The sequence below is a fragment of the Luteitalea sp. genome (assembly GCF_022842525.1).
Lineage (GTDB): Bacteria > Acidobacteriota > Vicinamibacteria > Vicinamibacterales > Vicinamibacteraceae > Luteitalea.
Map to the genome: position 1 here is coordinate 1 of NZ_JALHPM010000113.1, position 22,699 is coordinate 22,699.

A 22,699-nucleotide genomic window follows, 5' to 3' on the forward strand; every position below is an offset into this window, starting at 1 on the left:
TGCTCGTCGAAGACGATCCGTACGGTGATCTGTGGTTCCCGGACGTGACCCGGGCCGAGGACACGCGCCCGATCAAGGCCGACGATGACGAGGGGCAGGTCGTGTACCTGCAGAGCACGTCGAAGACACTGGCGCCGGCGTTCCGCACGGCCTGGGTCGTGGCGCCTCCGGCCGTCATCGAACGCCTCGACGTGGCCAAGCAGTCGGCCGACCTCTGTTCCAGCACCCTCGATCAGCGACTGGTGCTGGAGGCGATCACGCGCGGCGTGCTCGACGCCCAGTTGCCGCGCCTGCGCGAGACGTACGCCCACAAGCGCGATGTCATGGCGGGCGCCCTCGCTCGCGAGTGCACGGGCCTCGCGTCCTGGGCACCGCCGCGCGGCGGCTTCTTCCTGTGGGTGCAGTTGCCCGAGGGCCTGGACACGCGGGCGATGTTGCCGGCCGCGGTGGAGGCCAACGTCATCTACGTGGCAGGCGCGCCGTTCTTCGTCGACGGGTCGGGGCACCACGCCCTGCGGCTTGCGTTCTGCGCGGCGTCGGTCTCACGGATCGAGGACGGCATCGCCCGGTTGGCGGGGGTGATCAGGACGGCGGCGGCGTCAGGGCCACCCGTTCCCCCGGCAGGTCCGTGAGCGGCTTGGCCGGCAGGCCGAAGACGTGCTCGAGCGCGACGAGACGCCCGTCGGCGATCGCCGCGACCAGAAAGTCTCCCGGCAGCGTCGCGCGGGTGATGACGATCGGCGGGCCCTCGAGCACTTCGAGTCGGTTCTCGCTCAGGGCGTACTCGCCGACCGGTGTCCCGGTCTCCATCGCATAGCCCCGCAGGTCGACGGCGATGCCGGCGGCGACCAGCGTGTTGCCGACACGCAGCGGCCCGGTCCGTGGCCGCCACGGCAGCGGCTGACGCCAGCGCTGCGCACCGTGGCCGCGATCGAGCGCCCGGACCACCGTGTCCATCGACGTGAAGAACACCCGTTCATCGTCGGCGATCGCCGACCCGATGGGATCGGCGCCCGCGCGCCACCGCCACCGCACGCGCCCCTGCGCATCGTCGAGGCAATAGAAGTAGTTGTCGGTGGAGCCGACGTACACCCGTGCGCCGAGCGGGGCGATGGTCACGATGCTGCCGCCGAGCGCCTGGGTCCAGATGGCGGCCCCGGTGCTCACGTTCAGCGCGCGCACCATGCCATCCGCGCCGGGGAGGTAGAGGCGGTCGCCGTTGATGACCGGCGGCGCCACGACTGGCGCCGACAGCGTCTGGCGCCAGACCTCGGTGCCATCGGCCCCACGCAGGGCCAGCACCTCGCCGTTGGCGAGCGCCGCGATCACCCACCCCGAGCGGGCGACGACCGGTGCCGACACCTGCGCCGAGAGGGGCACCCGCCAGACCGTCTGGCCGGAACCGCCGTCGAGCGCCTGCAAGGCGTCGCCACCGACGACGTAGACACGGTCGTCGGCGGTGGCCGGGCGCACGGTCGTGGTCACGTCGGCGCGCCAGAGGACGCCCCCATACTCGGCGCTGACGGCGACGAGCCCGCCGGCGGTGAGCGGGACGAACACGCGGACGTTGTCGGTCGCGATGCCGGCCGATGGTGGGCTGTCCAGCTCGGCCGACCAGCGCAGGCGCAGGGGGAACAGCGGGAGTGTGCCCGACGGTCGCTTCGCGGCGGGCCGCGCCGCGGGGGGCGCGACCGGGGCCGTGGGCGGCGGACCGGCCTGGGCATGGGCGCGACCCTCGAACGCGAACGCGAGGGCGAGCGCCGCTGCCGCCCAGCGAATGCGGTGAATGCCCGAAAGACCGCGAGATGTTGTGGTCCGAGTGCCAGACACTCCGCTATAATACTGGCTCCGCGAACGAAGAATGTGTTCGACATTCGGGCATGGCGGCATTCCGGCATTCCGACGTCTCCATGTCACATCAGACCGTCCTGATCCTCGATTTCGGGTCGCAGGTGACGCAGCTCATCGCGCGCCGCGTACGCGAAGCGCACGTGTACTGCGAGATCCATCCGCACGACGTGAGCGACGACCTCATCCGTCGTCTCGCCCCAATCGGCATCATCCTGTCGGGCAGCCACGGCAGCACGTACGAGGACCATCAGCTGAGGGCGCCCGAGGCGGTCTGGCAGATGGGCGTCCCGGTGCTCGGCATCTGTTACGGCATGCAGACGATGGCGGCCCAGCTCGGCGGGCAGGTCTCGTGGAGTGACCACCGGGAGTTCGGCTACGCCGAGGTCCGGGCGCACGGGCACACGAAGCTGCTCGAAGACATCGAGGACTTCCGCTCGGTGGATGGCCACGGCATGCTCAGGGCCTGGATGAGTCACGGCGACTCGGTGGCGGCGATGCCGCCGGGCTTCCGGCTGATGGCCTCGACGCCCAGTTGCCCGATCGCCGGCATGGCCGACGAGGCGCGCGGCTACTACGCCCTGCAGTTCCACCCCGAGGTCACGCACACCGAGCAGGGGCAGGCGATCCTGACGCGGTTCGTGCGCGACATCTGCGGTGGGCGCGGCGACTGGCGCATGGGCGACTACGTCGCGGAAGCGGTCGCGCGCATTCGCGAGCAGGTCGGTTCCGACGAGGTGGTCCTCGGCCTCTCGGGAGGCGTCGACTCGAGCGTGGCCGCGGCGTTGATCCACGCCGCCATCGGCGATCAGCTGACGTGCGTGTTCGTGGACCACGGACTGCTGCGCCTGAACGAGGCCACGCTCGTGATGGAGATGTTCGTCGGGCGGCTGCAGGCCCGGGTGCGGCATGTGGACGCGCGCGAGCAGTTCCTGGGGCACCTGGCCGGCGTGACCGATCCGGAAGCGAAGCGCAAGATCATCGGGCGCGAGTTCGTCGAGGTGTTCCAGGCCGAGGCGGCCTCGCTGGTCAACGCGAAGTGGCTGGCGCAGGGCACCATCTACCCCGATGTCGTCGAGTCGGGGGGCGCGAAGACGAAGAAGGCCAAGACGATCAAGAGCCATCACAACGTCGGCGGCCTGCCCGAGACGCTGGGGCTGTCGCTGCTCGAGCCGTTGCGCGAGCTGTTCAAGGACGAGGTCCGCGAACTGGGGCTCGTGCTCGGGCTGCCTCCGGAGATGGTCTATCGCCATCCGTTCCCGGGGCCGGGCCTCGGCGTGCGCATCCTCGGCGAGGTGAAGGCCGAGTATGCCGACCTGCTGCGCCGGGCCGACGACATCTTCATCCACGAGCTGCGCCATACGCGCGACGAGGCGACCGGCAAGACCTGGTACGACCTGACCAGCCAGGCCTTCGCCGTGTTCCTGCCGGTGCGCAGCGTCGGCGTGATGGGCGATGGGCGGACCTACGAGCACGTCGTGGCCCTGCGCGCCGTGCAGACCACCGACTTCATGACGGCGGACTGGGCGCCGCTGCCGTTCGGGTTGCTCAAGCGCGTCTCGAGTCGCATCATCAACGAGGTCCGCGGCATCAACCGCGTGGTCTACGACATCAGCAGCAAACCCCCCAGCACCATCGAGTGGGAGTAGCGCGCGCGTGAAGGATTTCGTCCACCTCCACCTGCACACCGAGTACTCGCTGCTCGACGGCGCCTGTCGCGTCGACGAGTTGATGAAGGAGGCGGCGCGCCTCGGCATGCCGTCGCTGGCCGTCACCGAGCACGGCAACATGTTCTCGTCGGTGATCTTCTACGACACCGCGAAGAAGCATGGCGTGCGGCCCATCCTCGGCTGCGAGGTCTACGTCGCCCCCGGGGATCGCCGCGAGCGCAGTGGCGTGCCCGGCGAGACACAGAACCACCTGGTGCTGCTGGCCGAGAACAACGTCGGCTATCACAACCTGATCAAGCTCGTGTCCTCGGGTTACACCGAGGGGTTCTACTACAAGCCGCGCATCGACAAGGAGTTGCTGCAGACGCACAGTGCCGGCCTGATTGGCCTGAGCAGTTGCCTGAAGGGCGAGGTCGCCGAGGGCATCTACAAGGACAAGATCGAGAAGGCGCGCACGGCCGCCGGGCAGTACGCCGAGATCTTCGGCAAGGGCAACTTCTTCCTCGAGATGCAGTACCAGGGCCTGCGCGAGCAGAAGATCGTCAACGATGGCCTGCCGGGCCTGGCCCGCGAGCTCGATCTGCCGATGGTCATCACCAACGATGTCCATTACCTGCGCAACGGCGACCACAAGCCGCACGACATCCTGCTGTGCATCGGCACGGGCAAGTCGGTCAACGATGCGCACCGGCTGAAGTACGGCTCGGACGAGTTCTACCTCAAGACGCCGGAGCAGATGTGGGAGCGGTTCGGGGAGTATCCGGATGCGCTGACCAACACGGCCCGCATCGCCGAGCGCTGCCACGTCAACCTCGACGACAAGAAGTACCACCTGCCCAACTTCGACGTGCCGGCGGGGGAGACGCTCGACGGCCACTTCGAGCGGATCACACGCGAGGGCTTCGCCGGGCGCCTGCCGCGCTTGCAGGATCTGATCGGTCGCGGCGCCCTGCGCCATTCCCTCGACGAGTACGCGGCGCGACTCGACTACGAGATCGCGATGATCCAGAAGATGGGGTACACCGGGTACTTCCTCATCGTCTGGGACTTCATCCGGTATGCCCGCGAGCAGGGCATTCCGGTCGGGCCGGGCCGAGGTTCGGCCGCCGGCAGCGTCGTGGCATGGTGCCTGCGCATCACCGACGTCGATCCGATCGAGTTCGACCTCATCTTCGAGCGCTTCCTCAATCCCGAACGCGTGTCGATGCCCGATATCGACATCGACTTCTGCGAGCGGCGGCGCGGCGAGGTGATCGAGTACGTCACGCGCAAGTACGGCCGCGAGAACGTCGCCCAGATCATCACCTTCGGCACGATGAAGGCCAAGGCGGTGGTGCGCGACGTCGGGCGCGTGCTCGACATGACCTACGCCGAGGTCGACAAGGTCGCCAAGCTGATTCCGCCCGCGCTCGACATGACGCTCGAGAAGGCGCTGGTCGAGAATCCGCTGCTCAAGCAGCTGCGCGACAGCGACCCGAAGGTGCGCGAGCTGCTCGAGATCGGCCAGCGGCTCGAGGGCATGACCCGGCACGCCTCGGTGCACGCCGCCGGGGTGGTCATCGCGCCGAGCGCGATCACCGACTACGCGCCGCTGTACAAGGGGGCCCGCGACGAAATCGTGACGCAGTGGGCGATGAAGGAAATCGAGAGGATGGGTCTCCTCAAGATGGACTTCCTGGGCCTGAGCACGCTCACCCTGATCGACGATGCGCTGAAGGAGATCAAGCGCACGCGCGGCGAGACGCTCGACATCGATGCCATCCCGATGGACGACCTGAAGACGTATGCGCTGTTTGCCGACGGGCAGACGGCTGGCGTTTTCCAGTTCGAGTCGTCGGGCATGCGCGAAGTGCTGCGCAAGGCCAAGCCGTCGCGGTTCGACGACCTGATCGCGCTCAACGCCCTCTACCGCCCCGGCCCGCTCGGCGCCGGCGTCGTCGACAGCTTCGTCAACCGCCGCCATGGCCGTGAGCAGATCACGTACATGGTGCCGCAGATGGAGCCGATCCTCAGCGACACCTACGGGGTCATCGCCTATCAGGAGCAGGTCATGCGCGTGGCGCGTGACGTCGGCGGCTTCACGATGGGCGAGGCCGACGTGCTGCGCAAGGCCATGGGCAAGAAGGACCCCAAGGTCATGGCGGCGCAGCGCGACCGGTTCGTGCAGGGCGCGATCGCGAACACGCTGTCGGAGAAGAAGGCCGGCGAGATCTTCGACCTGCTGGCGTACTTCGCCGGGTACGGCTTCAACAAGTCGCACTCCACCACGTACGCGCTGCTGGCGTACCAGACGGGCTACCTCAAGGCCAACTACCCGCGCTACTTCATGGCGGCGCTGCTGACCATCGAGGCACAGAACACCGACAAGCTGTCGTCGTACCTGGGGGAGTGCCGCGACCTCGGCGTGCCCGTGCTGCCGCCCGACGTCAACCTGAGTCAGCTGCCGTTCACCGTCGAGCCCGAGGGCGTGCGCTTCGGCCTGACCGCCGTGAAGAACGTCGGCGAGGGCGCCATCCTGTCCATCCTCGCGGTGCGCGCCGAGCGCGGCGGCCGGATCGACTCGCTGCGCATCCTCTGCGAGCACGCCGACCTGCGGCTGGTGAACAAGCGGGTCCTCGAGAGCCTGGCCAAGGCCGGCGCGCTCGACTCGCTGGCCCCGGCCGACGAGCCGATCACGTCGCGGCGGGCCCGGCTCTGCGCGGCCATCGATCGCGCGCTCGAGCATGGCAACCGCATCCAGAAGGATCGCGACCGCGGCCAGACGCAGCTCTTCGACGCGCTCCTCGGCGGCGGCGAGGACGACGGCGATGCCTCGACAACGCCGGATCTGGCCCTGCCCGACGCGGATCCGTGGCCAACCGCCCAGGTCCTGGCCTTCGAGAAGGAGGCGCTCGGCCTCTATCTGAGCGGACACCCGCTCACCGCCCACCAGGAGGACCTGGCCAAGGCCGGCGCCAAGCCCATCGCGCAGTGCACCGAAGCGGCGGCCGACGTCCTGGTCGGCGGCATCATCGGCGGTGTCCGCCACGTGAAGACCAAGAAGGGCGACCGGATGGCGGCCTTCATGCTCGAGGATCTCGACGGGTCGCTCGAGGTGGTGGCGTTCCCCGAGACGTTCCGCAACTTCGGCCAGGCCATCGAGAACGACCGCATGGTGCTGGTGCGCGGCAAGCTCGAGGCCGGCGACGACACGCCGAAGATCCTCGCCAGCGAGATCAAGCCCCTGTCCTCGCTCAACGAGACGCTGTCGCGCGAGGTGGCCATCTCGCTCAAGACGCCGTCGCGGATGATGTTCGAGGCCGTGGCCGACGTCCTGCTGCGTCATCGGGGCGACCGGCGCGTGCGTCTCGACGTCGAAATCCGCGACCTGCCGCGGGCCATGCGGGTGCGCGCCGAACTCGCGGCCGTGCAGGTGCGCCCGTCCGAACAACTGGTGGCCGACCTCGAGCGTGTCTGCGGCGTCGGTGCCGTCAAACTGCGGTAACCTGACCTCCATGTCCGTGGACACCCTCGAGTTCGAGGAACCCGTCGCCGCCCTGCTGAAGGAAATCGACCAGCTCGGCAGCCAGCCCCCGACGCCCGAGCGCGCCGGCGAGATCGCGCGCCTGCAGGCCCGCGCCCGCCAGGTGCGCCAGGACCTGTTCGCCCGGCTCACGCCGTGGCAGCGCGTCCTGGTGGCGCGGCACCCGCAGCGTCCGTACCTGCTCGACTACGTCGCCCGGTTGTGGCCGGGCTTCACCGAGATCCACGGGGATCGCCGCTTCGGCGACGACCAGGCCATCATCACGGGCTTCGCCCAGTATCACGACCAGCCGGTCCTCATCGTCGGGCACCAGAAGGGACGTGACACCAAGCAGAAGATCACGCGGAACTTCGGCTACGCCCGCCCCGAGGGGTACCGGAAGGCCATGCGGGCGATGAAGATGGCGGAGAAGTTCCGCCGCCCCGTGATCTGCCTGGTCGATACCCCGGCCGCCTACCCCGGCATGGAGTCCGAGGAGCGCGGCATCGCCGAGGCGATTGCCGTCAACCTGCGCGAGATGGCCGTGCTCGAGACGCCGATTCTCGTCGTGGTGACCGGGGAGGGGGGCAGTGGGGGCGCGCTCGGCATCGCGGTGGGCGACACCGTGCTGATGCAGGAGTACGCGGTCTACAGCGTCATCCCGCCCGAGGGCTGTGCCGCCATCCTGTGGCGGGACTCCGCCAAGAAGGTCGAGGCGGCCGACGCCCTCAAGATGACGGCGCCCGACCTGCTGGCGCGCGAGATCGTGGACGGCATCATCCCCGAACCGGCCGGCGGCGCCCATCAGGACTACGACCTCGCGGCCTCGCACCTGGACGCCGCCCTCTGGCCGGCGCTCCAGACGTTGATGGCGATGAGCACCGCCGAGCGCCTCGAGCATCGCTACGAGAAGTTCCGCCGCATCGGCCGCCTTGGCGCCGAGATCTCCGGTACGGCCTCCTGAGCGTGCTCGTCCGGCACGCCGCATCATGCGGACACTGATCTGGGATCCCGTCGTCTGTGACGAGGTAGCCGCGCAATCGCTGGCCACCGCACTCGACGTGTCGCCGGTCGTCGCCCGCCTGCTCTGTCATCGCGGCCACGGCGACCCGGAGGCGGCGCACCGCTTCCTGTATCCGCAACTCTCGCAACTGCACGATCCCTACGGTCTGGCCGACATGCGGCCGGCCGTCGATCGGCTGTGTGCCGCGCTCGAGCGACGCGAGCGGATTGCGATCCACGGCGACTACGACGTCGACGGCGTGACCTCGACGGTGATTCTCCGCCGCGCCCTCGAGCTGCTCGGCGGCGACGTCACGCACTTCATCCCCGAGCGACTCCGCGACGGCTATGGCCTGCAGGCCCCGGCGGTGGAGCGGCTGCACGCCGAGGGCGTGCGCGTCATCGTCTCGGTGGACTGCGGCATTCGCAGCGCGGAGGCGGCGCGCCGCGCCCGCGAACTCGGCGTCGACCTGATCATCACGGATCACCACGAGCCGGAAGCCGAACTGCCGTCGGCGCTCGCGGTGATCAACCCCAAGCGGGTGGACTGCACGTACCCCGACAAGCACCTCGCCGGGGTGGGGGTGGCGTTCAAGGTCGTCCAGGCCCTGTGCCAGCGGTTCGGCCGTGAGAAGTGGCTGCCGGCCTTCCTGAAACTGGCGGCCATCGGTACCGTGGCCGACGTGGTCCCGCTGGTGGGGGAGAACCGCATCATCGCCAAGCTCGGGCTCGAGCGGCTGTCGCAAGGGCCGCACACCGTGGGGCTGCGCACGCTGCTCGAGTCGGCGGGACTCCAGAACAAGACCATCGACGGCTTCCACGTGGCGTTCGTCATCGCGCCGCGGGTCAACGCCGCCGGGCGGATGAGCACGCCGGACCTGGCCACGCGCCTGCTGCTGGCGAGCGACGAGGCGCAACTGGACGAGGTGCGTCGGTTGGCGGAGCAGCTCGGCGAGGAGAACACGCGCCGGCAGGCCTACGAAGCCGACATCGTGGCTGACGCCAAGAAGCAGGTCGAGACCGACGTGCGCATCGGCGCCCACAACGTGCTGGTCGTGGCGGGGGAGGGCTGGCACCGCGGCGTGATCGGCATCGTGGCGTCCAAGCTGGTCGACGCGTTCTACAAGCCGACGATCGTCCTGTCGATCGAGGATGGGATCGCGCACGGCTCGTGCCGGTCGATTCCTGCCTTCAACATGCTCGGCGCGCTCGACGGGTGTGCCGATCTGTTCCAGAAGTACGGCGGCCACAAGCAGGCCGCGGGCCTGACGATGGACGCCGCCCGGATTCCGGAGTTCCGGGACCGCATCAACGCGCATGGGCTGGCCTGTCTCGAACCGACTGACCTGATGCCGCGGCTGCGTATCGACAGCGAACTGCGGCTGGCCGGGATCGACTCGCGGGTCGTGGCCGGCCTCGAGCAGATGGCGCCGTTCGGCCTGGCCAACGCCAAGCCGGTCTTCGATGCCACCGGCGTCGAGTTGCTCGGCACGCCGCGCCGCATCAAGGACCGCCACCTCAAGGTCCAGGTGCGGCAGGACGGGCGCGTCTTCAACGCCATCGCGTGGCGGGCAGCCGAGAAGGCCGCGCAGTGGGAGCAGCATCGACAGTCGCTGCGCCTGGCGTATTCGCTCGACAAGCAGACGTTTCGCGGCGAGACCACACTCGAGCTCACGGTGGCCGACCTGCGCTGCCCGGAGCCGACGGTGCCGGAGCCGGTCTGATGCGCGTCCGCCGGTTCCTGCGGTACCTGCTGGCGGCCTTTGCCCTCGGCTTTGCGACGTGGCTCGGCCTGCAGGTGCGGGGACGACCGATCGCCACGGGCGACGTGACCGATCCGCGCACCGACCCCAACGCCGTCATCGAGTCGAGCGGCGGCCTCATCACCCGGACGCGGGGTGAGGCGCGCGACCTCGACCTGCAGCACCAGGGCCTGCGCACCTATCCCGACGGACGCACGGTGTTCCAGCAGGTGGTCGTCACCGTGCCCCCGCGCGACGACCGACGCGGCTTCACCATCAAGGGCGACGAGGCCGAGGTCACCAAGGACAATGCCCAGGTCCGGTTGACGGGCCACGTCCAGCTGACGACCACCGACGCGCTCACCATGACCGGGCCGGAGGCGACCTACGATGCCGCCGACGGCATCATCCGCATTCCCGGCGATGTGGCCTTCTCCAGGGAACGCATGACCGGGTCGTCGCTGGGCGCCACCTACGACAACACGCGCGACGTGTTGTGGATGCTCGAGCGGGCGAAGATCGACATCGGCGCCGACGCGAAGGGGCAGGGCGAACTGCACATGGCCTCGGGGTCGGCCGGCTTCGCCCGCGCCGAGCGCTACATCCGCCTGGACGGCGCGGCCTCGGTGCAGCGCGACGGGCAGACCCTCTCCGGTGACAGCGTCACCGTCTTCATGCAGCCGACGGCCGACATCGTCGAGTTGATCGAACTGCGAGGGCAGTCGGCGGTGTCCCTGCCGGCGCCGCAGCAGCTGCAGCAGATGGCCGCCACCGACATCAACCTGGCGTACCAGCCGGACGGTCGCACGCTGCGACAGGTCACGCTCGCCGAGCGGGCCGTGGTGCAGTTCCGCGGCCAGGGCGGCGGGGTCGGGCGGCGCCTGGCGGCCGCGATCATCGACATGCAGCTGGATGCCGATGGGGCGACGATGACCGGGCTGACGGCGCAGGATGCCGTGCAACTCGCGATGCCGCAGGCCGGGGCGACGCCGGCGCGCGTCATCAACGGCGATGCGCTGACCGGCATCGGGCAGCCTGGCCGCGGCCTCACCGCGGCGACCTTTGCCAACAACGTCACCTTCAAGGAGACGCGCGCGGCCGGCAAGGGACTCGCCGCCCTCGACCGCACCATCACCGCCCAGACCCTCGACCTGCAGACCAACGGGGCCCTCGACGCCATCGATCGCGCGACGTTCAACGGCATGGTGGCGGTCAAGGACGCCACGCGGACGGCCTCGTCGCCGCGCCTCGTCTATCGCACCGAGTCCGGCGACATCACGTTGAGTGCCGAAGGCACGACGCAGATGGCGCGCATCGACGATACCCGCGGCTCCGTGCAGGCCCGCATCGTCAACATCCTGGGCGGCGGCGACGACGTGCTGGCCGAGACGGACGTGCGGTCGGTGCTGCAGGGCGGCGGCGACGGGCCGGCGCGTCCAGGCATGTTCAAGGCCGACGAGCCCGTCAACGTCACCGCCGGCAAGCTCGAACGCAAGGCGAAGCAGGCCGTCTACACGGGCGACGCCCAGATCTGGCAGGGCGCGACGTCGATCAAGGGCGACACCCTCACGCTCGACGAGGACACCGGCAACCTGCGGGCCGTGGGCACGGTGCGCACGGTCATGGAACTCGAGGAACTGGATGCCGCGAGTGGGAAGAAGGAACGCAACGTGACCACCGGCACCGCCAACGAGCTCGAGTACCTCGACAAGGAGCGGAAGGCGATCCTGCGCAACACGGCGCGGCTCGTCAGCACCCGGGATGGCGACCTGCGTGGCACGCGGATCGAGATGTTCCTGCTCGAGGGCGGCCGCGAGCTCGATCGCCTCGAGGCCTACGACGCCGTCACGCTGCAGACGTCGACGCGTCACGCCACCGGCGCGCGCCTGACGTACTTCACGAAGGACGGGCGCTATGTGATGGGCGGGACGCCGGTCGTGGTCCTCGAGCAGTTCCCCAGCGAGTGTCGCGAGACGACGGGCCGGCGCCTGACGTTCTTCCGCGCATCGGACGTCATCACCGTGGACGGCAACCAGTCCACGCGTACGCAGGGCCGCACCGCCGGGACGTGCCCCGCCCTGAAGCCCTCGTAATGGCGCTGCTGCAGACGGACCGGCTCACCAAGGCCTATGGCGGACGCACCGTCGTGGCCGGCGTCAGCCTCGAAGTGCAATCGGGTGAGGTCGTCGGGTTGCTGGGGCCCAACGGCGCCGGCAAGACGACGACGTTCTACATGTGCGTCGGGCTCACGCGGCCGGACTCGGGCACCGTCACCCTCGACGGGGTGAACGTGACGCAGGACCCGATCTACGTCCGGGCCCGCAAGGGGCTGGCGTACCTGCCGCAGGAGGCGTCGATCTTCCGGGGCCTGACCGTCGAGCAGAACGTGCTGGCCATTCTCGAGACCCTGAGTCTGGATGGCGCGCAGCGGCGGGCCCGGTGCAAGGAACTGCTGGCGGAGCTGTCCCTGTCGCATCTCGCCCGTTCGAAGGCCTACACGCTGTCCGGGGGCGAGCGGCGGCGAGTAGAGATTACGCGCGCCCTGGTCAACAACCCCAAGTTCATCCTGCTGGACGAGCCGTTTGCGGGCATCGACCCGATTGCCGTCTCCGACATCCAGAAAATCATCTTCCACCTGAAAAATCGTGGCATCGGCGTGCTGATTACGGACCATAATGTCCGGGAGACCCTGAAGATCACGGATCGGGCGCACATTGTGCATGCAGGCACCATCTTCAAGAGCGGTACGCCGGGCGAGCTGGCGGCCGACGAGGAGGTCAAGCGCATTTACCTCGGGACCGATTTCCGGCTCGACTGAGATCTCCGTCTTCACGTAGCCCAGACCATGGCCATCACGCAGAAGCTCCAGACACGCCTGTCGCAGAAGCTCGTCCTGACGCCGTCGTTGCAGCAGGCCATCAAGCTGCTGCCGATGACGACGCTCGAGCTGGCTGAGCTCCTGACGCAGGAAATCGTCGAGAATCCGATGCTGGAGGAAATTCCCACCGAGGAAGCCCAGGCGGTGGATTCCCAGGCCCAGACCTCCGAGCCCGAGGCGCCCGAGGTCCCCAAGCCCGACCGGCCCGACGCCAACTGGGACGAGCAGGACTACGCGTACTTCTTCGGCGAGTACCTCGACGACGGCGGGTACCGATCGCGGATGCCGGTCGAGGTGAAGGAACTGCCGCCGATCGAGAACACGCTCTCGACGTCCGGGTCATTGGCCGACCATTTGCTTTGGCAGCTGTCGATGCGTCCCGACATCTCCCCCGACCAACGGGAGATCGGCGAAGCCATCATCGGCAACCTGAACGACGACGGGTATCTGATGGCGTCGGTGGACGAACTGGCCCAGATGGGGGGTTGGTCCCAGACGCAGGTCGAGACGGTGTTGCTGATTCTCCAGCACCTCGACCCGGTCGGCGTCGCCGCGCGCGACCTCCAGGAGTGCCTCTCGCTGCAGTTGCGGTACCTCGGGCATGCCGACACGCCGGCCGAGACGATCGTCGGTGAGCACCTCCGCCTGCTGCAGAACCACCAGGTGCCCGAGATCGCCAAGCGGATGGGCATGCCCATCGAGCAGCTCAAGGAGCACATCGAGATCATCCGGCATCTCGATCCCAAGCCCGGCAGCCGCTTCAACCCCGCGCCGTCACAGTACGTCATGCCGGACGTCTACATCGTCAAGGTCGAGGACCAGTACGTCGCCGTGCTCAACGACGACGGCCTGCCGCAGCTGCGGATCAGCCCGGTCTACAAGCGGCTGCTCGACAACAAGAACGACGAGTCGGCGGCCGAGACGCGGGCCTACGTCAAGGAGAAGTTCCGCTCGGCGCTGTGGCTGCTCAAGTCCGTCGATCAGCGACAGAAGACGATCATCAAGGTCGCCAACAGCATCATCCAGTTCCAGAAGGAGTTCCTGGACCTGGGCATCGAGCACCTGCGGCCGCTGGTGCTGCGTGACGTGGCCGAGGACATCGGCATGCACGAGAGCACGGTCAGCCGGGTGGTCAACAACAAGTACATGCACACGCCCCAGGGCGTGTTCGAGATGAAGTACTTCTTCCACAGCGGCATCAGCAGCTCGTTCGGCGAGAGCGTCTCGTCGGTGACGATCAAGCAGCGGATCCGCAAGATCATCGAGGCCGAGGACGGCCGCAAGCCGCTCAGCGACTCGAAGATCGTCAGCATCCTGCAGCGCGAGGGACTCGTGCTCGCGCGCCGGACGATCGCGAAGTACCGGGAAGAGCTTCGCATTCCCACTTCCAACCAGCGCAAGGTGCTGTACTGACCTCGCGAAAGGACCGCTCATGCGGCTCGCGCTGACAGGGCGCAACCTCACCATCACGCCGGCTCTCCGACAAGTGGTCACCACGCGGCTCGAGAAGCTGGACCGTCTCCTCCACGGCAGCATCATCTCGGCACAGGTCGCGCTGCAGGTCCAGAAGGACCGCGTCAACGCCGACGTGCGCGTGACCACGCGCGGCGATCACGATCTGAGCGGCCACGGCCAGGCCCCGACGGCGCGCGCGGCGGTGACGGCGGCCATTGCCAAGGTCGAGCACCAGGCCGAGAAGGTGAAGGGCAAGCTCGAGGCCCGCAAGCGGCGTCCGGCCGTGGCGAAGGACGCCGTCGAGGCCGTCGTCGTCGAGGCGCCCCGGGTGCGTCGGGCCGCGGTGCGTGGGGAACAGGAGGCCGTGTCGGCCCGTGTGATTCGCGTCCGGCGTCCCTCGGCCAAGCCGATGCTGCTCGAGGATGCCCTGCCGCGACTGGACGCCGCGCCCGGCTCCGTGGTGGTCTTCCGAGACGCCGCGCTGGATCGCCTCCAGGTGCTGGTGCGGCGCGCCGATGGGCACGTCGGCCTCGTCGACGCGGACGCCTGACCGAAGGCTGGCCCCATGGTCGCCATCCCCGACTCCGGTTCGCAGGGCCTGACGGTCCGTGATCTCCTGACGCGGTGCGCCGGGACGCCGCTGGGCGACCTGGCGCTGCGTGCCGGGGGCTCGGGACTGGGGCGCCGCATCACGCGGGTGTCCCTGCAGAAGACGGGCCTCGCGCTGACCGGGCAGCCGCAGTACCTCGAAGACGGGCGGGTGCTGCTGTTCGGGCGGAGTGAGGTGCAGTATCTCGCCGGCCTCGAACCCGGGGAACGCGCCATCCGCCTGCGGGATGTGCTGCGGCCAGGATTGCCCTGCGTGGTCGTGACGGCAGGCCTGCCGATCGACCCCGTGCTGGTCGAGATGGCCGACGCGCGTGGCGTGCCCGTGTTGTCGACCGACGTCCTGACGTCGGAGACCCTCGTGGCGCTCACGGGTGTGCTCGAGGAGGGACTGGCGCCGATGACCACGATGCACGGCGTGCTCGTGGACATCCTCGGCCTCGGAGTGCTGCTGCTCGGCGAGAGCGGCATCGGCAAGAGCGAATGTGCGCTCGACCTCGTCGTCCGCGGTCACCGCCTCGTGGCCGACGACGCCGTCGAGATCACGCGTCGCGGGTCGGTGCTGGTCGGGACCTCGCCGGCGCTGACCCGGCATCACATGGAGGTGCGGGGCCTGGGCATCATGAACGTCCAGGACCTGTTCGGCGTGGCCTCGACGCGTCAGCGGATGCAGGTCGAGTTCATCGTGCGGCTGGTCCGCTGGGACAGCCACACCGAGTACGAGCGACTGGGGCTGGACGAGGCGACCGAGCCGCTGCTCGGCCTGCCGGTGCCGGTGGTCACGTTGCCGGTCGGCCCCGGCCGCAACATCGGCATCCTCGTCGAAGTGGCAGCGCGACGCCATCTGCTGCTCGCGCGCGGCATCTCGGCGGCGCAGCGCCTGGCGGCCCGCCTCGAGGCCGAACTGAAGGCAGGGGAGTCATGAGTCGACGCGCACCCGTCACCCCCGTCCCGGCCTCCGGGGATCACGCCCCGATGAGCCGCTTCATCGTGCTCACGGGCCTGTCGGGGTCCGGCAAGACGCAGGCGATTCGCGCCCTCGAGGACCTCGGGTACTTCTGCGTCGACAACCTGCCCGTCGCGCTGATCCCGACGTTTGCCGAGCTCACCCTCCGGACGGGCGGCGAGATCACCCGGGCCGCGGTCGTCGTCGACATCCGCGAGCGCTCGCTGCTGAAGTCCTTCCCGGAGGCCTATCAGGCCCTGCAGGGCATGCCGGGGCTGGAACCGCGGCTGATCTTCCTGGACGCGACGGACGCGGCGCTGGTGCGGCGCTTCAGCGAGACGCGCCGCCCGCATCCGCTGGCCGAGAACCAGTCGGTGAGCGAGGGCATTCGCGCCGAGCGCGAGCAACTGGCGCCGATCCGGTCCATGGCGGACCAGATCATCGACACGACCGACATGACCGTGCACGAACTGCGGCATGCGTTCATGGCGGCGTCGCGCGACCGTGGCACGAGTGCCGGGCCGGTGGTCACGTTCCTCAGCTTCGGATTCAAGCACGGCGTGCCGCTGGACGCCGACCTCGTCTTCGACGCGCGGTTCCTGCCCAACCCGCACTTCGTACCCGACCTGCGGCCGCACACCGGCCGCGACGCCGAGGTCCGCGCCTTTCTCGAGCAGTACGACGACTACGCGATGTTCCTGGAGCGCGTCGGCGATCTGCTCGCGTTTCTGCTGCCCCGCTATGCCGCCGAGGGCAAGAGCTACGTGACGGTGGCGATCGGATGCACCGGTGGCAAGCACCGGTCGGTGGCCATCGCCGAAGAGCTGAAGCGCCGCGTGGCGACCGTCGGCGGCATTCGCCTGCGCGTGCGCCATCGCGACATCGCCCAGGAATAGGATCAGCGAGGACTGACGTGCCTGACACCGATCGACAGGGACTGGGCGTGGTGGTCGTGACCCACGGCCAGTTGGCCCATGAGCTCGTCAACGCGGCGGAGATGATCGCCGGGGAGCTGGTGCGCTTCGAAGCCGTGGCGCTCGGCTGGCACGACGACCCGAACGCGGCCCGGGATCAGATCGCCGCGGCGGTGGCGCGCGTGCAGGGCAGCTCCGGCGTGCTCATCCTGACGGACATGTTCGGCGGCACGCCGAGCAATCTCGGCATCACCTTCCTGGAGGACGATCGGGTCGAGGTGATCACGGGCGTCAACCTGCCGATGCTCGTCAAGCTCGCCAATCTCGATCCCAGCCACGCCGGCCTGCTCGGCATCGCGCGGCAGGTCCGCGAGCACGCCCGCGAGGCGATTCGCGTGGCGTCGGATCTGATGCGGCCCGACGCGGGATGACGCGGCCATGGTGACGCGCGAGGTGACGATCGTGAATCCGCTGGGCCTGCACGCGAGAGCGGCGGCGAGGTTCGTGCGGCTGGCCTCGCAGTATGCCTCCACCATCCGCGTCGCGCGCGGGTCGCGTGAGCTCGACGGCAAGAGCATTCTGGGCTTGCTGTTGCTGGGGGCCGCGCGGGGATCGTCGATCGTCATCCGGGCCGAAGGGACCGATGCCGAGCCTGCCGTCGCGGCCCTGGTCGCACTCGTGGCCGAGGGATTCGGGGAGTCGTGACGTGCTGATGCTGACCGGGGTGGCTGTCGCACCAGGTGAGGCCGTGGGCCCCGCCGTGGTGGTTCGGCTGCGGGCGCACGACGTCCGCTATCGCATCGCCAACGAAGACGTCGCGAGCGAGCAGGCGCGGCTGTCGGACGCCTCCGAGCGCACCCGGGTGCAGCTCGAGGAGATTCGCGACCGCACCCGTCACGTGCTCGGCGCCGAGATCGCCGGGATGTTCGACGTGCAGTTGCTGATGCTGACCGACCCGTTGCTGCGCGAGCGCGCCGATGCCCTCATTCGATCGCGGCATGTCAACGCGGAGTGGGCGGTGGTCGAGGCCGGCGAGGAACTGATGCAGCGGCTGCGCGCCATCGAGGATCCCTACCTGCAGGAGCGCCACGGCGATCTCAGCGACGTCCTCGGGCGTGTCCGGGCCAACCTGCAGCGCGACGACAGTGACGCCAACTGGCTGAACGCGCAACTGGCGCGGTTTGCCGAGCCGTGCGTCTTCGTTGCCGACGACCTGCCGGTCTCGGTGGCGGCGCAACTGGACTGGTCGCGCCTGGCTGCCCTCGCCACCGACGCCGGCACGCGCACAGCGCACACGGCGATCCTGGCGCGCTCCATGGGCATTCCGGCCGTCGTCGGCCTTCAGGAAGCGACGCGGATGGTACCGCCGGGCGCTGTCCTGCTGGTGGACGGCACGACCGGCGTGATCGCGATCGACCCACCGCCCGCCGTCATCGCCGCCACCCGCCATCGGCTGCAGCCCGTGGCCGCGGCGCAGCCGTCACTCAGCGGCCCGGCGCTGACGGCCGACGATGTGCCGCTGCAGCTGTATGCCAACATCGAACGGCCCGAGGACGTGCCGTTCGCCCTGCGCGAAGGCGCCGCCGGGCTCGGACTCGTGCGCTCGGAGTTGCTGCTGGGCGGACAGCCGATTGGCAACGTCAGCGAGCAGCAGCAGGTCGACGCCTACCGGGCGGTGTTCGACCACGCAGGGGATCGCGAGGTCACCATCCGGACGTTCGACATCACGCCGGAGGAGATGGGACTACCGGAGTTGTTCGAGGTCGAGCCACGTGAACGGCTCGGCATGCGGGGGCTTCGCCTCGGCCTCGTTCGCCCCGAGTTGCTCGAGCGTCAGCTGCGCGCGCTGATCAGGGCCGGCGCGGGGCGCAACCTGCGCATCATGTTCCCCTTCGTGACGAGCGCCGACGAGGTGGCGCGCGCCATCACGATGCTGCGGGCGCAGGCGGAGAAGATCGGGATGACGCCGCCGCCGGCCGGGGTGATGGTGGAAGTGCCGGCCGCGGCGCTGGACGCCGGCCGCCTGGCACGACATGCGGCCTTCCTCAGCATCGGCACCAACGACCTCACGCAGTACACACTGGCCGCCGACCGCAGCGACGTCCGCGTGCAGCACCTGTACGACCCCAAGCACCCGGCCGTGCTGCGGCTGATTCGCATGGTCGTGCGCGGGGCGCGGCGACATGGGCGACGCGTGGCCGTGTGTGGGGAAATGGCCGCGGATGCGGCGCTGCTGCGCGTGTTGCTCGGGCTCGGTCTGCGCGAGTTCAGCATGGCCGCGACCTCCTTGCGGCAGGCGCGAGATGCCGTGCGCGACTGCACGATCGACGAGGCCCGCGATGCCGCGCTCCGCGCGCTCTACGAGGGTGACGTCGGCAGGGTCGCGGTGCCCTAGACCACGTCGAGCAGCCGCACGCGTCCAGTGCCCTCGTCGTAGACGGCGCCGACGAGCATCATCCGGCCCGCCTCGAGTCGGCGACGCCCCTCTGCCGAGTCGGCGATGCGGGTCATCGCCAGGCGCACGTTGGCCTCCACGGCCCGTGACAGCTGCCGATCCGGCGACAGTTCGGCATTGACCTCGGCCAGTGCCGGGAGAATCGCCTCGACGAGGCCCTCGATGCCTGGATCGCTCGAGGCGCGGCGTGCGCGCGACTCGAGCGCGGCCCGCACGGCGCCGCAGCCCTCATGCCCGAGCACCATCAGCAACGGCGTGTCGAGACACGCGTGGGCATAGTCGAGACTGGCGGACGCATCGGGCGCGTGGATGTGGCCTGCGACGCGGATCACGAACAGTTCGCCGAGCACGGCGTCGAAGATCAGTTCGGGCGGCACGAGGGCGTCGGCGCATCCGAGGATCGTCGCGAAGGGCTGCTGACCGTGCGAGAGTTCCGCCAGCATCTCGGGCCGCATGCCGGTGAAGCGCGGGTGTCCGGCACGGTAGCGGGCGTTGCCCTCGATCAGCCGATGCAACGCGGCGTCAGCGGTCACGAGCGGATCGGCCGGGCTGTCGTCCATGTGCCTCACGCCTGCACGCGCGGGTTGCCGTCCACGGTGGCCGCGCTGAAGTAGTAGAAGTTCTTGACCCACACGTGTGCGCGGCAGACCCGGTCGAAGAGTGCCGCCTCGAGCGGGCCCTTCGCCGCCGCCTCGATCACCGCATCCACATGAGCGGCGGTGGCCGGCGAGGTGGCGATGGTCGAGATCCCGGGGTGGCCCAGGGCGAACCGGACCGACAGTTCCACCAGGTCCATGCCGTGGTCGATGGCCTCGCGTCGCAGGCGATCCACTCGCGCCAGGTATTCGCTGACGATCTCGGGCGAGGCCATGGCCAGCTTGACGTCGCGACTGAGGGACTCGCGGGTGGCGGCGCCAGCAAGGGCCCCGCCGTGATCGAAGAGGCACCGCGCGATGACCCCGACCCCTCGCTCGAACGCCAGCGGCACGACGCTGACCAGCGGCCGCGACTCGAAGGCGTTGAAGACCAGTTGCACGCCATCGACCCGGCGGGTCTCGATCAGGCCGAGCAGGGCATCGTGCTCATGGTCCTGGGCACTGACACCCACAGAGCGCACCTTGCCCTGGTCGCGCAGTCGATGCAGCGTCTCGAGCCAGGCGGTCTCGCGGCCCCACCGGTAGTACCACTGGTGCAGTTGCACGAAGTCCACGCAGTCGACGCCCAGCGTTCGCAAACTCGTCTCCACCGATTCGACGATGCTCGCGGGGGTGAACTGGTGGGCCATCGGCACGTAGAAGCGCCAGTTGGAGATGTCGAGGGGCTTGACCTTCGTGGAGATCCAGGGGCGCGGCCCCTGCCACGCGCGCAAGGTGCGCCCGACAATGGCCTCGCTGTCGCCGTAGTTCCGTGCCGTGTCGATGGCCGTGATCCCCCGCTCCAGCGCATGACGCAGCACCGACGAGGTGCCGTCGGCATCCGCAGTGATGCGCATCGCGCCGAAGGCAATGGGGGAGAGGAGGGACCCGGTGGTACCGAAGGGGCGAGGCGTCATGTCAGACCGTCATCGGACTGACATGACGCGTGGATGTGCCGCATGACCGTGCGCGTCAGGCGTCGGCGCGCCTAGAACGGAATGTCGTCGTCGCCTTCGCCGCCGCCCATGGGGTCGAAGCCGCCGCCGCTGCTGCCGCCACTGCTGCTCGAGGCACCCGAGCCGCCGCCGTAGTCGTAGTCGTCTTCGCTGCGCCCGCCGCCGCTCCCACCGCGACCGCCACCACCGGCGCCGCCGAGCAACTGGATCCGGTCGGCCACGATCTCGGTGGTGTACCGCTTCTGGCCGTCCTTGTCGTCCCACGACCGCGTCTCGATGCGGCCTTCGACGTAGATCTGCTTGCCCTTCTTCAGGTAGTCCTGGAGGGACTCGGCCTGCTTGCCGAGCAGGACGATGCGGTGCCACTCGGTCTTCTCGACCCACTCGCCGGTCTTGCTGTCCTTGCGGCGATCCGTGGTGGCGATGCTGAACCGCGCGATCGCGAAGCCGTTGCCGGTGAACTTCAGTTCCGCGTCCCGCCCGAGGTTGCCGACCAGGATCGCCTTGTTGACGCTGCCCATACGCTGACTCTTCTCTCTCTACCCGGGCGTCCCGGGCCCATCACGCCCCCACGACCCCGTGGGGGTACCAGTCAAGCCTCATGCCTCATGCGTCATGCGCAGATCACGACATGGGACTGACGACGAACGCGCACGGCGTTTGACACATCCTGCCAAGCACGAGGGCCGCGCCGCTAGTCCCGCGGGCGCCGATTCAACCCGTCGAGCACCTGCTTGGCCAGCACTGCGACCTCGCTTTGCGGGTAGTTGCGGATCACCTGCTGGAAGCTTTCGCGGGCGCGGTCGTTCTCCCCGAGCAGGCTGAGGGCGACGCCGCGCTTGTACAGCGCCTGCGGCACGCGGTCGCCACTCGGATAGTCGGCGATGACCTGCTCGTACGCGCCGACGGCTTCCTTGAACTTGCCGTCGAGCTGGTACGACTCCCCGATGTAAAACTGCGCGTCGTCGGACTTGTCGCTGGTGGGGAAGGAGCGGATGAACTGCTCGAACCCCGAGATCGCCAGGGGCCACTGGCCGGCGGCGTAGTCGGCCTGCGCGGTGTCGAACATCCGCTGCGGCGAGAGCCCGCCCGCTGGTCCGGTGGGGACCGGTGCGGCCGTGACCGGGGCGGTGGGACCTGCCGTCCCCGGTGCGCCGGCGGCGGGACCTGCCGGTGCCGGCACCATCGTGCCTCCGGGACCCGGGATCATCGTCACGGGCGCCGGCGGGGGCATCAGCTGCGAGGGCAGCGTGTTGACGGCGTCGCGCAGGGACGTGAGCTCCTGCCCGAGCGTGCCGACGCGCGTGTTGTTCTCGTCGACACGCTCGCGCACGACGCGCAGGTCGCTGCTGAGATTGTCGATGAGGAGCTTCTGGTCGGCGAACTGCTTGCGCGACGTGCTCGACTGGTCGTCGAGCTTCGCGTTGAGCGTCTTCAGCGTGTCGGCCAGCGACACCAGCACCAACTGCAGCTGCTGCGACTGCTCCTGCAGCATCCGGATGTCCGCCATCAGTTGCTGATGTTCGCGGTTGGCGGCGTGGGCCGGCTGGGCCAGCCCCACGAGCAGGACGCCCGTCAGGGCGCCGATCACGATGCGCGTCATGGATGTCGGTCCTTACTTGCTGGTGACCACGAAGTGGGCGCGGCGGTTCTTGGCGTAGGCCTCTTCCGTGGTGCCCGGGTCGAACGGGAACTCGGCGCCATACGACACGGTCTTGAGCCGTTCGGCGGGAATTCCGAGCGAAATCAGGTACGCGCGCGCCGACTGGGCGCGACGCTCACCAAGCGTCAGATTGTACTCGGCGGTCCCCCGGACGTCGCAGTGTCCTTCGATCGTGACCACCCAGCTCGGATACTGACGGAGGATCTCCGCGTTCTTGGTCAGGGCGGCCTGCATGTCGCCAGCCACGTCCGCGCTGTCGTAGCCGTAGAAGACCGGCTGGAGCGGGCTCTCGCGGTTCAGCTCGTCGAGCGAGCGCGCGTTGTAGTCCACCGACGTGCCCGAGATGGCCGGTTCGACCGGTACCGAGGCCACGGGCGGCTCGGGCTCGGGCAGGGGGGCGGGCGGCGGCGGCGGGGCGGCGCCACCG

The 22,699-nt window shown here is 69.2% G+C and carries 20 protein-coding genes; 14 read left to right on the top strand and 6 right to left on the bottom strand.

Annotation, left to right across the window (positions count from 1 at the left end; genetic code table 11):
• Nucleotides 1-632: aminotransferase class I/II-fold pyridoxal phosphate-dependent enzyme (locus Q0C41_RS19925; RefSeq protein WP_291986682.1), on the top strand; the 632-nt coding region annotated here is incomplete at its 5' end.
• Here the strand turns inward: Q0C41_RS19925 and Q0C41_RS19930 are convergent.
• Nucleotides 583-1,830: a PQQ-binding-like beta-propeller repeat protein gene (locus Q0C41_RS19930; protein ID WP_291986684.1), complete on the bottom strand. Its 1,248-nt coding sequence runs from the start codon at nucleotides 1,828-1,830 to the stop codon at nucleotides 583-585. The two genes, Q0C41_RS19925 and Q0C41_RS19930, sit on opposite strands and share 50 nt — an antisense overlap.
• An 80-nt stretch (nucleotides 1,831-1,910) precedes the next feature.
• Between Q0C41_RS19930 and guaA the strand changes: the two genes are divergently transcribed.
• Genes guaA through ptsP form a run of 13 tightly spaced genes read left to right on the top strand, consistent with a single transcriptional unit; the run spans nucleotide 1,911 to nucleotide 18,958 of the window.
• Nucleotides 1,911-3,497: a glutamine-hydrolyzing GMP synthase gene (guaA, locus tag Q0C41_RS19935; RefSeq protein ID WP_291986686.1), complete on the top strand. Its 1,587-nt coding sequence runs from the start codon at nucleotides 1,911-1,913 to the stop codon at nucleotides 3,495-3,497.
• A 7-nt stretch (nucleotides 3,498-3,504) separates the two neighbouring features.
• On the top strand, nucleotides 3,505-7,002 hold the full coding sequence (locus Q0C41_RS19940) for a DNA polymerase III subunit alpha (RefSeq protein ID WP_291986688.1): 3,498 nt from the start codon (nucleotides 3,505-3,507) through the stop codon (nucleotides 7,000-7,002).
• Between the two features lie 10 nt (nucleotides 7,003-7,012).
• Nucleotides 7,013-7,984: an acetyl-CoA carboxylase carboxyltransferase subunit alpha gene (locus tag Q0C41_RS19945; protein ID WP_291986690.1), complete on the top strand. Its 972-nt coding sequence runs from the start codon at nucleotides 7,013-7,015 to the stop codon at nucleotides 7,982-7,984.
• A 25-nt stretch (nucleotides 7,985-8,009) separates the two neighbouring features.
• A complete protein-coding gene (gene recJ, locus Q0C41_RS19950) occupies nucleotides 8,010-9,746 on the top strand; it encodes a single-stranded-DNA-specific exonuclease RecJ (protein WP_291986692.1) in 1,737 nt (578 codons plus the stop codon).
• Nucleotides 9,746-11,857: an LPS export ABC transporter periplasmic protein LptC gene (gene lptC, locus Q0C41_RS19955; RefSeq protein ID WP_291986695.1), complete on the top strand. Its 2,112-nt coding sequence runs from the start codon at nucleotides 9,746-9,748 to the stop codon at nucleotides 11,855-11,857. The genes recJ and lptC overlap by 1 nt, the downstream gene beginning before the upstream one ends.
• Nucleotides 11,857-12,582 (top strand): LPS export ABC transporter ATP-binding protein, encoded by a 726-nt coding sequence (gene lptB / locus Q0C41_RS19960; RefSeq protein WP_291986697.1) that lies wholly within the window; start codon nucleotides 11,857-11,859, stop codon nucleotides 12,580-12,582. Before lptC ends, lptB begins: the two co-directional genes overlap by 1 nt.
• A 27-nt stretch (nucleotides 12,583-12,609) precedes the next feature.
• Nucleotides 12,610-14,055, top strand: a complete 1,446-nt coding sequence (gene rpoN, locus Q0C41_RS19965; RefSeq protein WP_291986699.1) for an RNA polymerase factor sigma-54 — start codon at nucleotides 12,610-12,612, stop codon at nucleotides 14,053-14,055.
• 19 nt (nucleotides 14,056-14,074) lie between these two features.
• Nucleotides 14,075-14,647, top strand: a complete 573-nt coding sequence (gene raiA / locus Q0C41_RS19970) for a ribosome-associated translation inhibitor RaiA (RefSeq protein ID WP_291986701.1) — start codon at nucleotides 14,075-14,077, stop codon at nucleotides 14,645-14,647.
• 15 nt (nucleotides 14,648-14,662) lie between these two features.
• Nucleotides 14,663-15,628 carry an HPr(Ser) kinase/phosphatase gene (hprK, locus tag Q0C41_RS19975; RefSeq protein WP_291986704.1) on the top strand — a complete coding sequence of 322 codons (966 nt, stop codon included), beginning with the start codon at nucleotides 14,663-14,665 and terminating at the stop codon, nucleotides 15,626-15,628.
• Nucleotides 15,625-16,545, top strand: a complete 921-nt coding sequence (gene rapZ, locus Q0C41_RS19980; RefSeq protein WP_291986706.1) for an RNase adapter RapZ — start codon at nucleotides 15,625-15,627, stop codon at nucleotides 16,543-16,545. Before hprK ends, rapZ begins: the two co-directional genes overlap by 4 nt.
• A 17-nt stretch (nucleotides 16,546-16,562) precedes the next feature.
• On the top strand, nucleotides 16,563-16,994 hold the full coding sequence (locus Q0C41_RS19985) for a PTS sugar transporter subunit IIA (protein WP_291986708.1): 432 nt from the start codon (nucleotides 16,563-16,565) through the stop codon (nucleotides 16,992-16,994).
• 7 nt (nucleotides 16,995-17,001) lie between these two features.
• Nucleotides 17,002-17,268 (top strand): HPr family phosphocarrier protein, encoded by a 267-nt coding sequence (locus Q0C41_RS19990; RefSeq protein ID WP_291986710.1) that lies wholly within the window; start codon nucleotides 17,002-17,004, stop codon nucleotides 17,266-17,268.
• Nucleotides 17,269-17,275: 7 nt separating this feature from the next.
• Nucleotides 17,276-18,958: a phosphoenolpyruvate--protein phosphotransferase gene (ptsP, locus tag Q0C41_RS19995; protein WP_291986722.1), complete on the top strand. Its 1,683-nt coding sequence runs from the start codon at nucleotides 17,276-17,278 to the stop codon at nucleotides 18,956-18,958.
• On the opposite strand, the gene Q0C41_RS20000 is transcribed toward ptsP, so the two are convergent.
• The 5 genes from Q0C41_RS20000 to Q0C41_RS20020 all read right to left on the bottom strand — a co-directional run.
• On the bottom strand, nucleotides 18,955-19,578 hold the full coding sequence (locus Q0C41_RS20000; protein WP_291986712.1) for a carbonic anhydrase: 624 nt from the start codon (nucleotides 19,576-19,578) through the stop codon (nucleotides 18,955-18,957). The two genes, ptsP and Q0C41_RS20000, sit on opposite strands and share 4 nt — an antisense overlap.
• A gap of 5 nt (nucleotides 19,579-19,583) precedes the next feature.
• A complete protein-coding gene (locus Q0C41_RS20005) occupies nucleotides 19,584-20,570 on the bottom strand; it encodes an aldo/keto reductase (RefSeq protein WP_291986714.1) in 987 nt (328 codons plus the stop codon).
• Nucleotides 20,571-20,641: 71 nt separating this feature from the next.
• Nucleotides 20,642-21,130 (bottom strand): single-stranded DNA-binding protein, encoded by a 489-nt coding sequence (gene ssb / locus Q0C41_RS20010; RefSeq protein ID WP_291986716.1) that lies wholly within the window; start codon nucleotides 21,128-21,130, stop codon nucleotides 20,642-20,644.
• 173 nt (nucleotides 21,131-21,303) lie between these two features.
• Entirely contained in the window at nucleotides 21,304-22,212 is a 909-nt protein-coding gene (ybgF, locus tag Q0C41_RS20015; RefSeq protein ID WP_291986718.1) for a tol-pal system protein YbgF, read from the bottom strand.
• Between the two features lie 12 nt (nucleotides 22,213-22,224).
• Nucleotides 22,225-22,699, bottom strand: a 475-nt coding sequence (locus Q0C41_RS20020; RefSeq protein ID WP_291986720.1) for an OmpA family protein, incomplete at its 5' end; no start/stop codon positions are given.

Bases quoted from the DNA above. Each gene is read 5' to 3' on its own strand.
- guaA (WP_291986686.1), top strand. From the start codon at position 1,911: ATGTCACATCAGACCGTCCTGATCCTCGATTTCGGGTCGCAGGTGACG.
- Q0C41_RS19945 (WP_291986690.1), top strand. From the start codon at position 7,013: ATGTCCGTGGACACCCTCGAGTTCGAGGAACCCGTCGCCGCCCTGCTG.
- recJ (WP_291986692.1), top strand. From the start codon at position 8,010: ATGCGGACACTGATCTGGGATCCCGTCGTCTGTGACGAGGTAGCCGCG.
- lptC (WP_291986695.1), top strand. From the start codon at position 9,746: ATGCGCGTCCGCCGGTTCCTGCGGTACCTGCTGGCGGCCTTTGCCCTC.
- lptB (WP_291986697.1), top strand. From the start codon at position 11,857: ATGGCGCTGCTGCAGACGGACCGGCTCACCAAGGCCTATGGCGGACGC.
- rpoN (WP_291986699.1), top strand. From the start codon at position 12,610: ATGGCCATCACGCAGAAGCTCCAGACACGCCTGTCGCAGAAGCTCGTC.
- raiA (WP_291986701.1), top strand. From the start codon at position 14,075: ATGCGGCTCGCGCTGACAGGGCGCAACCTCACCATCACGCCGGCTCTC.
- hprK (WP_291986704.1), top strand. From the start codon at position 14,663: ATGGTCGCCATCCCCGACTCCGGTTCGCAGGGCCTGACGGTCCGTGAT.
- rapZ (WP_291986706.1), top strand. From the start codon at position 15,625: ATGAGTCGACGCGCACCCGTCACCCCCGTCCCGGCCTCCGGGGATCAC.
- Q0C41_RS19990 (WP_291986710.1), top strand. From the start codon at position 17,002: ATGGTGACGCGCGAGGTGACGATCGTGAATCCGCTGGGCCTGCACGCG.
- ptsP (WP_291986722.1), top strand. From the start codon at position 17,276: ATGCTGACCGGGGTGGCTGTCGCACCAGGTGAGGCCGTGGGCCCCGCC.
- Q0C41_RS20000 (WP_291986712.1), bottom strand. From the start codon at position 19,578: ATGGACGACAGCCCGGCCGATCCGCTCGTGACCGCTGACGCCGCGTTG.
- Q0C41_RS20005 (WP_291986714.1), bottom strand. From the start codon at position 20,570: ATGACGCCTCGCCCCTTCGGTACCACCGGGTCCCTCCTCTCCCCCATT.
- ssb (WP_291986716.1), bottom strand. From the start codon at position 21,130: ATGGGCAGCGTCAACAAGGCGATCCTGGTCGGCAACCTCGGGCGGGAC.
- ybgF (WP_291986718.1), bottom strand. From the start codon at position 22,212: ATGACGCGCATCGTGATCGGCGCCCTGACGGGCGTCCTGCTCGTGGGG.